The organism is Streptomyces sp. CNZ287 (assembly GCF_007827615.1).
Window position 1 is genome coordinate 204,933 of sequence record NZ_VISV01000006.1, and the last position, 14,554, is coordinate 219,486.

The following is a 14,554-nucleotide window of genomic DNA, read 5'->3' on the forward strand; positions in this document are numbered from 1 at the left end:
GTCCCCACACCGACAAGAGCCCCTGTCGGAGGTCGCGAACCCTCCGGTCCCTTGGTCCTAGTCCCCCACCCGCCCACCCCGCCCGGGCCACACCCGGACACGTCGCCGGCTTGCACACGCTGTTGCCACCGTGTGACATCCCCCCGCCGCGCATTGAGCCCCGCCCGTCCCCCCGCCTCCGCTCGACGGAGTGCCAAGGCAGTGTGCCCGAGTGGCTGAGGGGCTCGCCTCCAAAGCGAGTGACGCGGGTTCGATTCCCGCCACGGCCTCCGCAGCAGCCCGTGACCGGGTAGACGACGGGGGCGGCGCCCGCCGGGTGCCGCCCCCGTCGGCGCGTCAGTCGGCGTAGGTGAACTCGTCGTACGGGCCCGTCGGGGACGTGGCGGTGTCCGTGACGACCATGATGTCCACCGTCGCCGGGTCCGTGGGGAGGTGGCGCGGGGCCCTGGCCGTGAGGCTCGTGGAGGACTCGTGCTCGACGTGCGTCGAGGCGTGGTCGCGGAAGAGGACCTTGGCGTCCTGGGTGAAGCCGGTGCCGTTGACGGTGACCTTGGTGTCGACCCGCCCGCGGGCCGGGGAGACCGAGGTGATCGCCACCGGGGCGGTGAGGCCGTAGGCGAAGCGGGCCGCCGGGGCGGCCGGGGAGGTGCCGAGGAAGTTGGTGACGCGGACGTCGGCGATGCCGGCGCCTTCGGGGGCGTAGGCCGTGAGGGTGGTGGCGGAGTCGACGGTGTAGTTCGTGCAGGGCACCGTGCCGAAGTCGACTGCCGTGTTCGTGTCGAAGCCGGTGCCCGTGATCGCGACCTCCGTGCCGCCCTGCCCGGTGGTGGGGCTCAGGCCGGTCACCACCGGTCCCGCGTCCGGCGCCGGGGCGTCCAGCAGGGCGAGGTACGTGTCGTCGGCGTGCTGGTACGCGACCTGGCCCAGGAAGTCCGCGGTGGTCTTGCTGGTGAGCGCCACGTCGTTCGTGTGGTAGTGCGGGTTCACCGTGATCGGGCTGTCCGCGCTGGGCTGGACGTAGACGTTGCCCTTCCTGAACCCGTCGATCACGTGCAGCAGTTCCTTCACCTTGTCGGTCGCCGCGGGACCCGGCGGCGGGTACCAGTCCATCGCCGTCGTCAGGTCCGACCAGGCAAGCGGGATCAGGTCGTACGCGTTCACGTGGCGCTCGTACTGCACCCAGGGCAGCGAGTCGACGTAGTCGGCGAAGACCTGCCCGCCCGCGGTCGGCGCGGCGTACGTGACGAGCGCGAGCTGCGGCGGGTTCGCCGGCCAACTCCACGCCTGGAGGTACGGGGCGAGCATGGTGGCGACGCAGCCGCCGAGGCTGTGGCCGATGACGTAGACGGTGGGCTGGGGCGACGGCGGGAGGTTCTGCAGGAGGGCGGCCAGTTCCTCCGTGACCGTGGCCGTCAGCGGGATCGGCCCGGCGCCGGTCACGTCCCCGGCCAGCCCCTCCGCCCCGCGCACCGTCGCGACCTGCGTGAACGCCGCCATCGCGCCCGCCGAGACCGCCAGCGGCTCCACGCTCCCGGCAGGGCTGAACGTCACCAGCGTGCCGACGTCGAGGTCTTCGAGCATGTCGGCCGGGCTGCCGACGGTGCCGCGGACGACGACCGCGATCTGGTTCGAGCCGTCGGTGTTGAGGGCGACGTAGACGAGGTTGGCGTTGTCCGGGCTGAGGGCCAGCCACAGCAGCTCCCAGCCGCTGACGACCGTGGAGCTCTGCAACTGCGCCACGATGCCGCGGCGGATCCGCGCGGTCTGCTCCGCCACCGTCTCCCCCGAGGGCCGCGGGGTCGCGGCCGTGGCGGCGAGCGCGGCGAGGGTCATGGTGACCTGCGAGCTGAGCGGCGCCTGGGAGGTCACGGCGGTGGCGGGGGGTGCGGTCTTCATACGTGCTCCTTGCCTGCGCAGCGTCGGGGGCGGGGCGGTGAGGCCCCGGAGGAGCACGTCTCGGCGGTACGGGCGGGGGTACGGGCAGGGGGTGCGGGGTGCGTACGGCCGCGGCTCTCCCCGCGGACCGTATCGCCTCATCCTGCGCATCACGGGCATTGAGCGCCCAACGCTCCCGAAGGTGCCCCTCCTGCACCCCGGCCTGCCGCGCCGGCGGTTACTGCACCGCCGCCGACTGCGGCCGGATCGGCAGCCGGCTCACCGGCCGCCCCGTCGCCGCCCGCACCGCCGCCGCGACCGCCGCGGGCGACGTCACCACCGGCACCGCGCTCGCCGCCTTCGCGCCGAACGGCGCCACCACGTCCCGCTCCTCGATCAGCTTCACGATCCGCACGTCGGGCGCGTCGAGCGCCGTGGGCAGCGGATAGCCGGTGAGGTCGGGGTGGCGGACGATGCCCTTGTTCGTACGGAGGTTCTCCATGAGCGCCGCGCCCACGCCCTGCGTGACGCCCGCCTCGATCCGGGCCGCGAGCTGCCGCGGATTGAGCACCTTGCCGACGTCCTGCGCGACGGCCATCTCCACCACCCGCACCGCGCCCAGCTCCACGTCCACGTCCACCACCGCACGCACCGCGCAGAACGCCATGCCCACGAACGCGTCGCCCTGCCCGTTGGCGTCCAGCGGCTCCGTCGGGTGCGGGCGGCACTGCGCCGTGGCCCACAGCTCCTTGCCCTCCAGCGCCTCCGCGACCGTCGTCGACAGCACGCCGTCGTACGACGTGATCTTGCCGTCGGCGATCGTCAGCAGCTCCGCGGACATGCCGAACTTCTGCGCCAGCGGCTGCAGCAGTTGGGTACGGACCATCTTCGCGGCCCGCTCCACCGCGCCGCCCGAGACCCAGGTGTGCCGCCCGTGGCAGGCGGGCCCGGCGGCGGGCTGGTCGGTGTCGACGGGCGCGGTGTGCACCTCGTCGACGCCGAGGACCTCCTGCACGATCTGCCGGGCCAGGGTGGCGAAGCCCTGCCCTGTCTCGACGGCCGCGCAGATGACGGTGGCGACGCCGCCGCTGACGCGGACGGTCGCGGTGGCCACCTCGTCGGCGCCCTCGGCGCCCAGCATGTGCACCATGCCCAGCCCGTAGCCCACGCCCCGGCGCACGACGCCCGGCTCGCCCGCGCCCTCGGGGCCGCCGGGCAGCAGGCCCGCCTCCGCGGGCGGCAGCGGCGCTTCGCGTACGGCCGTGAGGAGTTCGGCGACGGGTGCCGGGCAGGTGACGGTCTGGCCGGTGGGCAGCAGGTCGCCGGTAGCCATCACGTTGCGCGCGCGCAGCTCCGCGGGGTCCATGCCGAGGGCGGCGGCGAGCTTGTCCATCTGCCCCTCGTACGCCGCGCACACCTGCATGGCGCCCTCGCCGCGGACGTGGCCCGAGGGCGGGTTGTTCGTACGGACCACCCAGCCGTCGACGAACGCGTGCGGGACGACGTACGGGCCGCAGGAGAACGACACCGCGACGGCCAGCGCGTCGGCCGAGGTATCGGCGTAGGCGCCGCCGTCCATCAGGATCTGCGCCTCGACCTTGACGAGCTTGCCGCGGGAGTCGGCGTGGTGCCGGTAGCGCAGCAGGGTGGGGTGGCGGTGGGCGTGGCCGAGGAACGACTCCTCGCGGGTGGCGAGGAGCTTCACGGGCGAGCCGGTGCGCAGCGCGAGCAGCCCGAGGGGCAACTGCATGGAGCCGTCCTCGCGGTCGCCCGTGGCGCCGGGGACGCCGGTGACGACGACCTTCACCCGGTCCGCGGCCAGGCCCAGGCAGGCGGACACCTGGTCGCGTACGGAGTGGGGGTCGGTGGCCGCCGCGTAGATCTCCACGCCGCCGTCGGGGCGCGGCACGGCGAGACCGGCCTCGGCGCCGATGGGCGCGGGGTCCTGGCGGCCGATGCGGTACATGCCCTCGACGACGACCTCGCCGGCGGCCTGCGGGTCGCCGTAGCGCAGCGGGATGTGCCGGATCAGGTTGCCGTCGGGGTGCAGGGGCTCGGCCCCGAAGGCGGCCTGCGGGTCGGTCACGGGGTCGAGCAGTTCGTACTCGACGGCGATGGCGGCGGCGGCCAGCCGCGCGGTGTCGGGGTGGTCGGCGGCGACGGCGGCGACAGGCTCGCCGTGGTGCCGTACGACGTCGTGCGCGAAGACGGGCCGGTCCCGTACGCCCCGGCCGTGGTCGGCGGCGTCGGGCAGGTCGCGGTGGGTGACGACGACGCGGACGCCGGGCATGGCCTCGGCGGCGGAGGTGTCGACGGAGACGATCCGCGCGTGCGCGTGCGGGGAGCGGTGCAGGGCGGCCCAGAGGAGGCCCTCGGCCCACAGGTCGGCGGCGTACGGGAAGGTGCCCTCGGTCTTGGCGACGAGGTCCGCCGCGGGGAGCGAGGCCCCGATTCCGTGCGCCTCGGGGCCGCCCGGGGGGATGGGGGTCGTGGCCGTGTGCTCCGGGGAGGAGGTCACCGGGGGCCTCCCTCGTGGGGGTTCGGGGGGCGGGGCGGGGGCATGCGGACCGTGTCGTGGGCGGGGTGGGCACCGCCTTCGCCCGGGCCCGCCTGCTGCGGGATGCGGGCGCGCTCGGCGCCCTCGGTGTCGTCCTCCGTGTCCGGGGCGCGGCGGCCCGCGATGACCTCCTGGACGGCGTCGAGTACGGCCCGGTAGCCGGTGCAGCGGCACAGGTTGCCGCTGAGCGCCTGGCGGGCCTCCAGGTCGCTCGGCGAGTGGTTGCCCTCCAGCAGGTCGTGCACCGTCATCGCCAGGCCCGGCACGCAGAACCCGCACTGCACCGCGCCCGACGCGGCCAGCGCGCGCTGCACGTCGGAGTGCACGCCCTGGTCGGCCAGGCCCTCGACGGTGCGGATCTCGGCGCCCGCGGCCGTCGCCGCCGGTACCAGGCATGCCGCCACGAGCCGGCCGTCGACCTTCACCGAGCACGCGCCGCACTCGCCCTGCGAGCAGCCGTCCTTGGCGCCGGCGAGGCCCAGCCGCTCGCGGAGCACGTAGAGCAGGGACTCCCCGATCCACGCGCCGGTCACCGGGCGGTCGGCGCCGTTGACGCGCAGCACGTACGACGCGAGGGGGTGTTCGTCCGCCGCGAGGGCGGAGGCGGGGGCGGGGGCGGGCTCCGGCCCGGTCCCGGCCGGGACGGCTTCCGGCGCCGGTTCGTCCACGGGGCCGGCCCGGCCGGTCTCCGGCGGCAGCGGTACGTCCGCCTCCGGCGCCGCGTGCTCCCGGGCGTCGCCGTCCGGCTGTCCTTCGCCCGCGGAGCGGTCGTGCAGCGCGTACTCGCCGGAGTCCTCCGGCAGGTCGTCGGGCGCGGTGGGGATCGCCCAGCCGGGCGACGTGTCGCCGTCCTGCGGCACCGGGCGCCAGGCGCTGATCTGCCCCTCGGCGGGGGGGCCTTCACGGTCGGCGGGGTGCTGCGCGGGGCCCGGGGGGACCTCGCCGTACGGTCCTTCGCCGGCGTCCGCGTGCGCGGCGGCGCCGGGCCACGTGCCTGTGCCCGGGTCCACGGGGTAGCCCGGGTCCGCCCACGGCTTCGCGCCGCCGTCGTGGCCGGCGTCCAGCCGCAGTCCGTACGCGCTCTGCCCGCCGTCCGGACCGTCCTGCGCGTACCCTCCCCCACCGGCTACGCCCCCATTGGCGGGGGTGCCCCCATTGGCCGCCGCGCGCCGGCTCTCCGCCACCGCGCGCAGGCCCGCCTGCCCGAAGCCCCCGGCGCCCGACCGCCGGGGCCGGGCCCCGCCGTCGCCGTGCTGGTCGCCGTGGCCTTGGCCGTGCGCCCCGCCGTGGCCGTCGTCCGGGCCGGGCCCGGCCGCTTCCGGTCCGTACCCGTACGCCCCGCCGTGCCCGTACGTCTCCGGTGCCTCCTGGGCGGTCTGCCCGCTCAGCCCCTCCGGGATCTGGAACTGCCCCGTCTGCCCCGGGTCCGTCGCCGGAACCGCTATCGGCGGCGGCACGTACCCGTGCCCCGGCGCCGCGAGCGGCGCGCCCGCGTCGGCCTCGGGGAACGCCTCCGGCGGCAACTGCACGAACGCCGTGGCGTCCGGGTCGCCGTCCGCGCCCTGCGGCATGGGCTGCCAGCCCCCCGTGCCGTACTGCGGCTGCTGGTCGTCCTGGTGCTCCCGGCTCACGACAGCGCCCTCCCCAGTGCCCGGCGGGCCAGCGCCGACACCGTACGCCGCAGGTGCAGCGCCGCCGCCGGCAGCCGCGGCGGCTCCTCGCCCTCCGCGCCCGGCGGCGGGTCGGGGATGCACGCGGCGGCGACGTACTCGCCGAAGGCGGCCAGCGCCTCGGGCGGCAGCCCGCGGTGGCCGTCCCAGTCCATCAGGCCCGCGACCCACTGCTCGGCCTCCATCGGCCGCAGCGGCGCGGGCGCCACCGCGCCGACGGCGCACCGCACCGACCGGCGCGCCGGGTCGAGCACCAACGCGACCGAGGCGACCGCGCGCCCCGGCCCCGTACGCCCGGTGGCCTTGAGGAACACCTGCGGCGCGTGCAGCAGCGGCGCCCGTACGAACGCGATCAGCTCGCCGGTGCGCAGCATCTCCACACCCGCGAGGAGGTGGCTGACCGGGATCTCGCGGTGCCCGCCCCCGGGTTCCGCGATCACCACGGTGGCGTCGAGCGCGGCCAGCACCGGCAGCGTGTCGCCGGTGCGGTCGGCGGAGGCGATGTTGCCGCCGAGGGTGGCGGCGTTGCGCACCTGCGGCGGGCCCGCGGCGCGCGCGGCGGCGGCGAGCGCGGGGATGAGCGCGGCGAAGTCGGGCCGCCCGATGCGCGCGTGGGTCAGGCCGCTGCCGAGGAGGGCGGCGCCGTCCTGGTACTGCCAGCCGCGCAGTTCGCTGATCCGGCCGAGGCCGACGAGCGCGGAGGGGCGCAGCAGGCCCGCGTTGACGGCCGCCATGAGGTCGGTCCCGCCGGCGACGGGCACGGCGGCGGGCATGGCGACGAGCGCCGCGACCGCTTCGTCGAGCGAGTCCGGCAGCACCACCGTCGGTGCGGCCTGCGGTGCGTGAGTGGTCAACCCGGCTGCCCCTTCCGCAGTGTCCCCCAGGAGTTCCGGCCGTTCCGCCGTACGGTACGGGCTCCCGGCCGGGACGTGGCAACTCTGGCACATCCGTCACGGTCCGGGGCCGCCTCCGGCGGCGCGGAAGAACACGAGCGTACCCCGCTCGGCGCCCAACTCGCGGGCCCGGATGGGGACCTGCTCCACACCACGTGGGGATTGTCACTCTTCGGGGAGTCTTGTACTACTTCCGGAACGGCGGTCGAGGCTCACACGATCGGGGGCGGTCCTTCGATCGGGCGTCCGAGCACTCCCGGGCGCCGCTGCCACGGCCGCGGGCCGCCGGGCGGGCGGTAGTCGACGCCGAGGGCGTCGAGGCGCGCGTAGTGCTCCTCCATGCGGGCAGAGAAGCCGGCGAAGTCCCGCTCGGCGGACGGCGGCAGGGCGGACCAGGCGACCTCGGCGAAGGCGGCGAGCCGCGGGTAGACCTGGTAGTCGAAGCGCTGCGGGCTCTCCAGCACCTCGCTCCAGACGTTGGCCTGGGTGCCGATGACGTGCTCCGCCGCCGGGCCTTCGAGCTGCGGCGGCACGGGCTCGAAGCGGTAGACGTCCTCCAGCGTACGCACCTGGGCGATCGGCACGGGCTCGTCCGGAGCGCCCGATTCACGGTAGTTGAGATAGACCTGCTGCTCCGGGCACATGACGACGTCGTGTCCCGCCCGCGCGGCGGCGATGCCGCCGGCGTAGCCGCGCCAGGAGGAGACGGTGGCGCCGTCGGCGAGGCCGCCTTCGAGGATCTCGTCCCAGCCGATGAGGCGGCGGCCGCGGTCGGCGAGCCAGCGGTCGAAGTGCCGGATGAACCACGACTGCAGCTCGTCCTCGTCGGCCAGGCCGAGTTCGCGGATACGGGCCTGGGCGGCGGGCGAGGACTTCCACTGGTGCTTGGGGCACTCGTCGCCGCCGACGTGCACAAACGCCGAGTACTCGGCAATGCCGGCCGGGAAGATGTCCAGCACCTCCTCGAAGACGCCCTCGTAGAAGCGCAGCACCTCCTCGGTGGGCGCGAGGACGTTCTCCGAGACGCCCCAGTCGCCCCACACGTCGAGCGCCGCGGTGTCGACGACGTCGGTGTTGCCGAGCCAGGGGTACGCGTGGATGGCGGCCTGCGAGTGGCCGGGGATGTCGATCTCCGGGACGACGGTGATGTGCCGGGCGGCGGCGTACGCGACGATCTCGCGGAGGTCGTCCTGGGTGTAGAAGCCGCCGTGCGGACGCTCGTCCCAGATGTCGGAGGCGCGGTGGCCGACCTTGGTGCGCGGGCGCCAGGAGGCGTCCTCGGTGAGCTTGGGGTGGCGCTTGATCTCGATGCGCCAGCCCTGGTCGTCGGTGAGGTGGAAGTGCAGCACGTTGAGCTTGTGCGCGGCCATCAGGTCGAGGTGGCGCAGCACCTCGCGCTTGGTGAGGAAGTGCCGGGAGACGTCGAGCATGAAGCCGCGCCAGCCGAACCGCGGCGCGTCCTCGACGCGGCAGTGCGGCAGCTCCCAGGTGCGCTCGCCGAGGGGGGCGGTCCGGTACGCCTGCGGGCCGAGGAGCTGGCGCAGGGTCTGCGCGCCCCAGAACACCCCCGCGGGGCCGCCGCCGGTGAGGCGGACGCCGCCGGGGCCGATCTCCAGCCGGTACGCCTCGGCGCCGGCCGCGCCGGCGGGCCGGCCGGCGAGGGCGAGCGCGGGGTCGACGGTGAGGCGGATGACGCCGTCGGCGCCGGGGCCGCCTGTGGGGGCAGGGGCGTCCGCGGCATCGGCGGCGTCCGCGGCGGCCGGGTCTGCGGGGGCGAGCGGCAGCCCGGTGGCCGCACCGATCTCGGCGCGCAGCCACCGGGCGACGCCCTCGGCCCCCTCGCCGGCGGCGAGGACGGTGCCCTGGCCCAGGGCGAAGGTCGCGGTGTCGCTGGTGCGGGCGGCGCTGCGGGGCGCGGGGATGAGATCCATGGCCTCATCCTGCCCCAGGACGGCGATTTGGACTAGACCATTCCGGCCGCGACCCGGGGGCCGCGGCCGGGAAGCCGCTACTTCTTCTTGCCGCCGTCCTTACCGCCGTCCTTGCCGCCGCCGGCGCCCATGGACTCGTAGATCTCCTTGCACATGGGGCAGACGGGGTACTTCTTCGGATCGCGCCCCGGGACCCACACCTTGCCGCAGAGCGCCACGACGGGGGTGCCGTCGAGCGCGCTGGCCATGATCTTGTCCTTCTGGACGTAGTGGGCGAAGCGCTCGTGGTCGCCGTCGCCGTGCGACACCTCCGGCGTCGGTTCGACGAGGGTGCCGGTGCCGGTTCCGCGTTCGGGCTCGGGGAGAGGAGTGCTCATGGTGGCCAAGGGTACCGACGGCAGCGCGGATCAGTTCAGGCTCGGGTCGTCCGGATATGTCGCGACCATGGCCAGCTCGCTGCGCTGCCGCCGCAGCACCGCCCGCCACAGGCCCTCGGGCGCGGGCGAGGACACGTCGCCGGGCTCGGACTCCACGACGTACCACGCGCCGTCGTCCAGCTCCTCCTCCAACTGCCCGGGGCCCCACCCCGCGTACCCCGCGAAGATCCGCAGCGTGCCCAGCTCCGCCGCGAGCAGCTCGGGCGGCGCGTCCAGGTCCACCAGGCCGATGGCGCCGTGCACCCGGCGCCAGCCGAGAGGCCCCTCGCCACCGGGCACGCCGCCCTTGTCGCCGGGGACCACCGCGAGGCCGAGCGCGGAGTCGAGGGAGACCGGGCCGCCCTGGAAGACCACCCCGGGATCGCCGGCGAGGTCGGCCCAGTCCCGCAGCACGTCGCCGACGCCGACGGGGGTCGGCCGGTTGAGCACGACGCCGAGCGACCCCTCGTCGTCGTGGTCGAGCAGGAGCACCACGGTCCGGGTGAAGTTCGGATCGGTGAGGGCCGGCGTCGCGACCAGCAACCGGCCCGTGAGGGATGACACCTCCGTCATGCGGACATGATCCCGCAGTTACGGGCGTGTGGGGAGCGGACGGCCGAGGACGGCCGAGGAATACGGCAATGCGCGCACGCACGCGCCCCGGGGGCCGCCCCCGGCCGCCTCTCGCGACCCAGGGGGCACGCACCGGCGCACCCAAGGCGCGCACCCCGGGGCTTCCGGACCCCTCCACGTCCCCACCCGCCGGGGGACGGGGACTCTCCCCCGCCCCTCCCCGAACCCGGGGACTCCGCCCCGGCCCCCCGTCCGCGCGGGCCCGCGCGGGCCTCCGGGGGCTCCGCCCCCAGGTCCCCCAACCCGCCCCGTGCCCGGGGCTCGCACCCTGGAGCCCCGGGCACGGGGCGAGGGGACTCTCCCCGTGCCCACCGCTTCTCCACCGGGGGCTCCGCCCCCAGGCCCCCGCCACGCGCGCCCGCGCAGACCCACGGGGCTCCGCCCCCAGAGACCCGGCACCCCGCAGCCGCACGCGAACCCGCGGGGGACGCGCCCCACCCACCGGGCCCGAACCCGTCAGGCGCAACCCCACACCAGCCCCCAGGTCCCCCGGGCCTCCGGTTCCCACCCCGCCCCGCCGCAGGCGCCCGACTCCCGAGCGCGCCCACCTGGGCCGCCCCGGCATCAGCGCTCCCTCCACGCCCCGGCGCTCACCACTCACCCGGACGCCCCAAGGGCTCCGCCCCCGCCCCGGCGCCCCGCCGTCCCCCACCCCGTCACCCTGTGCGGCCCGGCGCCGTACGCGGAGTCCCCCGCGTTCGTCCCTCCGGATCTGTAGCGAATTCATGACGTCCCCCGCCCCGCCCCGGCCCGGGGGAAGGGGGTGTGCGGGGCATTAGCATTTCTGTCTGTCCCCGTCCGTCTCCAGGATCGCGAGCCTCATGACAGCTCCTGACAGCGCCGATGTCCTCCTCGTCCACGGCGGTACGCCCCTCCGCGGCGAGATCCACGTCCGCGGGGCCAAGAACCTCGTGCCCAAGGCGATGGTCGCCGCGCTGCTCGGCAGTTCCCCCAGCCGGCTGCGCAACGTCCCGGACATCCGCGACGTGCGGGTGGTGCGCGGTCTGCTCCAGCTCCACGGCGTGACCGTGCGTCCGGGCGACGAGCCCGGTGAGCTGGTGCTCGACCCGACGCACGTCGAAAGCGCGCACGTCGCCGACATCGACGCGCACGCGGGCTCGTCCCGTATCCCGATCCTCTTCTGCGGCCCCCTGCTGCACCGCCTCGGCCACGCCTTCATCCCCGGCCTCGGCGGCTGCGACATCGGCGGCCGGCCCATCGACTTCCACTTCGACGTGCTGCGCCAGTTCGGCGCCCGGATCGACAAGCGCGCCGACGGGCAGTACCTGGAGGCGCCGCAGCGGCTGCGCGGCACGAAGATCCGGCTGCCCTACCCCTCGGTGGGTGCCACCGAGCAGGTGCTGCTGACCGCCGTGCTCGCCGAGGGCGTCACCGAGTTGTCCAACGCGGCCGTCGAGCCGGAGATCGAGGACCTCATCTGCGTCCTGCAGAAGATGGGCGCGATCATCGCGATGGACACCGACAGGACCATCCGCATCACCGGCGTGGACCAGCTCGGCGGCTACACCCACCGCGCCCTGCCGGACCGGCTGGAGGCCGCCTCCTGGGCGTCCGCGGCGCTGGCGACCGAGGGCGACGTCTTCGTCCGCGGCGCGCTGCAGCGCTCGATGATGACGTTCCTCAACACCTTCCGGAAGGTCGGCGGCGCGTTCGACATCGGCGACGAGGGCATCCGCTTCTGGCACCCCGGCGGGCCGCTGAACGCCATCGCGCTGGAGACCGACGTCCACCCCGGCTTCCAGACCGACTGGCAGCAGCCGCTGGTCGTCGCCCTCACGCAGGCGTCGGGGCTGTCGATCGTGCACGAGACGGTCTACGAGTCCCGCCTCGGCTTCACCTCCGCACTCAACCAGATGGGCGCGCACATCCAGCTCTACCGCGAGTGCCTGGGCGGCACCCCCTGCCGCTTCGGGCAGCGTAACTTCCTGCACTCCGCGGTCGTGTCGGGACCGACCAAGCTGGAGGGCGCCGACCTGGTCATCCCGGACCTCCGCGGCGGCTTCTCCTACCTCATCGCGGCGCTGGCGGCCCAGGGCACTTCGCGGGTGCACGGCATCGACCTGATCAACCGCGGCTACGAGAACTTCCTGCAGAAGCTCGCGGACCTCGGCGCCCGAGCGGAGCTGCCGGACGTCCCCGCCGCAGCCTCCGCGGCAGCCGCGGCCGGCTGAGCGCCGCCCGCCCCCGTACGCGTACGGGGGCGTACGCGTACGAACGAGGGCGGCCGGACAGGCGAAGGGCGGCCGCCCCCGCTGGGTCCGGCCGCCCTCCTGCTTCGGTCTGCGGGCCTTACTTGCCCTTCGCCGCTTCCTTGAGCTTCGAGCCGGCCGTGACCTTCACGCTGTAACCAGCGGGAATCTGGATCGGCTCGCCGGTCTGCGGGTTGCGGGCGGAGCGCGCCTTGCGGTGCGTGCGCTCGAAGGTCAGGAAGCCGGGGATGGTGATCCTCTCGTCGCCCTTGCTGACGACCTCCCCGGCGACCTCGGCGAGGGCGGCCACCACGGCGTCGGCGTCCTTGCGGGTCACCTCGGCGCGCTCTGCGATCGCGGCCACCAGCTCACTGCGGTTCATATCTGTCTCCCGTGTTTTCTTGCCATTGAGGCGTGAGATCAAAGCCGATGCTGCCAGGACCCGCTGACAGTCCCCGTAACCGGGTCCCGTGACAGCGCCTCGCGCCCGACTACGCATCCTGCCCTCACCTGCGGCGGAAACGCCAATCCGGCGCCCCCAGGGCCTGTCGTCAAGCTCCCGCCTGCGTCGCGACGCCTGGCACGCACGCTCGCCGCGTTGTCGGGATCGCCCTGATAGGCCCACTATGAGGACGACCCTCCGCCTTGCGATCGCACGCACCAGCCGCCGCGCCGCCCGCCCTTCGGGCGAACGACGCGAGATCGACGACAGACCCTGGCGCGTCGTGCACCGCAGCCCGTCCATCCGCACACTTATGACGTACGCGCGGCGCGAAAGCCAGCCGACGCGCCGGGGCCCGGCCCGTTCCCACGCGGGGTGCAGGGGCGGTTACGGCCCGGTGGTGGGCGGTGCCGTCACGCCCGCGGCCTGGGCGGCGTCGCGGACGGCGTCGGCGACCGTGGGGGCGACCCGGTCGTTGAAGACGCTCGGGATGATGTAGTTCGGGTTCAGCTCGTCGCCGTGGACGACGTCGGCGATGGCGCGGGCCGCGGCGATCATCATCTCGGAGTTGACGGTCCGCGAGTGCGCGTCGAGCAGGCCGCGGAAGACGCCGGGGAAGACGAGCACGTTGTTGATCTGGTTCGGGAAGTCGCTGCGGCCGGTGGCGACGACGGCGGCGTGCTCGCGGGCGGCGGCCGGGTCGACCTCGGGGTCGGGGTTGGCCAGCGCGAAGACGATCGCGTCGGACGCCATGGCGGCCACGTCGCCGCCGTCGATGACGTCGGGGGCGGAGACGCCGATGAAGACGTCCGCGCCGCGCACGGCGTCCTTGAGGGTACCGGTGAGGCCGTCGCGGTTGGTGTTCTCCGCGATCCAGCGCAGCGCGCTGCCAGGCGGGGCGTCCACCAGGTCGGCACGGCCCGAGTGGACGACGCCGTTGATGTCGGCGACGACGGCGTGCTTGGCGCCGGCGTCGATCAGCAGCTTGAGGATCGCCGTGCCGGCGGCGCCGGCCCCGGACATCACCACGCGCACGTCGGCCAGTTCCTTGCCGACCACGCGCAGCGCGTTGGTGAGCGCGGCGAGCACGACGATGGCGGTGCCGTGCTGGTCGTCGTGGAAGACGGGGATGTCCAGCGCCTCGCGCAGCCGCGCCTCGATCTCGAAGCAGCGGGGCGCGGAGATGTCCTCCAGGTTGATGCCGGCGAAGCCGGGGGCGATGGCCTTGACGATCTCCACGATGGCGTCGGTGTCCTGGGTGTCCAGGCAGAGCGGCCAGGCGTCGATGCTCGCGAACCGCTTGAAGAGCGCCGCCTTGCCCTCCATCACCGGCAGCGCGGCCTTGGGGCCGATGTTGCCCAGGCCCAGGACGGCGGAGCCGTCGGTGACGACGGCGACGCTGTTGCGCTTGATGGTGAGCCGGCGGGCGTCCTCGGGGTTCTCGGCGATCTGCATGCAGACGCGGGCGACGCCGGGGGTGTAGATCATCGACAGGTCGTCGCGGTTGCGGATCGGGTGCTTGGACTGCATCTCGATCTTGCCGCCGAGGTGCATGAGGAACGTACGGTCGGAGACCTTGCCGACGACGACGCCCTCGATGCCGCGGAGCTTCTCGACGATGGAGCGCGCGTGGTCGGTCGAGGCCGCGGCGATGGTGACGTCGATGCGCAGCCGCTCGTGTCCCGAGGCGGTGACGTCGAGGCCGGTGACGCTGCCGCCGGAGGACTCGACGGCGGAGGTGAGCTGGCTGACGGCGTTGCCCCCCGCCGGGACCTCCAGCCGGACCGTGTTCGAGTAGGAGACGCTTGGCGCCGTTGCCATGGCCGTGTGTTCCCTCTTGTGTGGTGAAGCCACGGGGCGCGACACGCCCCGCTGCGGATCGGATCGATGGTCGCACCTACCGGGTGGTATCCGGAAACCCTCCGGA

The 14,554-nt window shown here is 74.7% G+C and carries 10 protein-coding genes and 1 tRNA gene; 2 read left to right on the forward strand and 9 right to left on the reverse strand.

The window, feature by feature from the left end; genetic code table 11:
* Positions 1-197: 197 nt before the first annotated feature.
* Positions 198-269: transfer RNA gene (locus tag FB457_RS14300), tRNA-Trp, on the forward strand.
* A 67-nt stretch (positions 270-336) separates the two neighbouring features.
* Here FB457_RS14300 and FB457_RS14305 read toward each other — a convergent pair.
* The 7 genes from FB457_RS14305 to FB457_RS14335 all read right to left on the reverse strand — a co-directional run bounded on the left by FB457_RS14305 (position 337) and on the right by FB457_RS14335 (position 9,915).
* Positions 337-1,896 carry an IPT/TIG domain-containing protein gene (locus tag FB457_RS14305; RefSeq protein ID WP_145782110.1) on the reverse strand — a complete coding sequence of 520 codons (1,560 nt, stop codon included), beginning with the start codon at positions 1,894-1,896 and terminating at the stop codon, positions 337-339.
* A gap of 217 nt (positions 1,897-2,113) precedes the next feature.
* Positions 2,114-4,393 (reverse strand): xanthine dehydrogenase family protein, encoded by a 2,280-nt coding sequence (locus tag FB457_RS14310; RefSeq protein ID WP_145782112.1) that lies wholly within the window; start codon positions 4,391-4,393, stop codon positions 2,114-2,116.
* Positions 4,390-6,063, reverse strand: coding sequence for a 2Fe-2S iron-sulfur cluster-binding protein (locus FB457_RS14315; RefSeq protein ID WP_145782114.1), 1,674 nt, complete (start codon positions 6,061-6,063; stop codon positions 4,390-4,392). Before FB457_RS14315 ends, FB457_RS14310 begins: the two co-directional genes overlap by 4 nt.
* Entirely contained in the window at positions 6,060-6,956 is an 897-nt protein-coding gene (locus FB457_RS14320; RefSeq protein WP_047015995.1) for an FAD binding domain-containing protein, read from the reverse strand. The genes FB457_RS14315 and FB457_RS14320 overlap by 4 nt, the downstream gene beginning before the upstream one ends.
* A 251-nt stretch (positions 6,957-7,207) precedes the next feature.
* On the reverse strand, positions 7,208-8,926 hold the full coding sequence (locus tag FB457_RS14325; RefSeq protein ID WP_047015996.1) for a beta-N-acetylhexosaminidase: 1,719 nt from the start codon (positions 8,924-8,926) through the stop codon (positions 7,208-7,210).
* 77 nt (positions 8,927-9,003) lie between these two features.
* Positions 9,004-9,303 (reverse strand): DUF3039 domain-containing protein, encoded by a 300-nt coding sequence (locus FB457_RS14330; RefSeq protein WP_018843843.1) that lies wholly within the window; start codon positions 9,301-9,303, stop codon positions 9,004-9,006.
* Positions 9,304-9,333: 30 nt separating this feature from the next.
* Positions 9,334-9,915 carry a YqgE/AlgH family protein gene (locus tag FB457_RS14335; RefSeq protein WP_047015997.1) on the reverse strand — a complete coding sequence of 194 codons (582 nt, stop codon included), beginning with the start codon at positions 9,913-9,915 and terminating at the stop codon, positions 9,334-9,336.
* A gap of 881 nt (positions 9,916-10,796) precedes the next feature.
* Between FB457_RS14335 and murA the strand changes: the two genes are divergently transcribed.
* A complete protein-coding gene (gene murA / locus FB457_RS14340; protein ID WP_047015998.1) occupies positions 10,797-12,167 on the forward strand; it encodes a UDP-N-acetylglucosamine 1-carboxyvinyltransferase in 1,371 nt (456 codons plus the stop codon).
* A 118-nt stretch (positions 12,168-12,285) separates the two neighbouring features.
* On the opposite strand, the gene FB457_RS14345 is transcribed toward murA, so the two are convergent.
* A complete protein-coding gene (locus FB457_RS14345) occupies positions 12,286-12,567 on the reverse strand; it encodes an HU family DNA-binding protein (RefSeq protein WP_027741684.1) in 282 nt (93 codons plus the stop codon).
* Between the two features lie 447 nt (positions 12,568-13,014).
* The gene (locus tag FB457_RS14355; RefSeq protein WP_047015999.1) at positions 13,015-14,448 is read right to left on the reverse strand and encodes an NAD-dependent malic enzyme; all 1,434 of its coding nucleotides are present in this window, start codon (positions 14,446-14,448) and stop codon (positions 13,015-13,017) included.
* Positions 14,449-14,554: the final 106 nt, after the last annotated feature.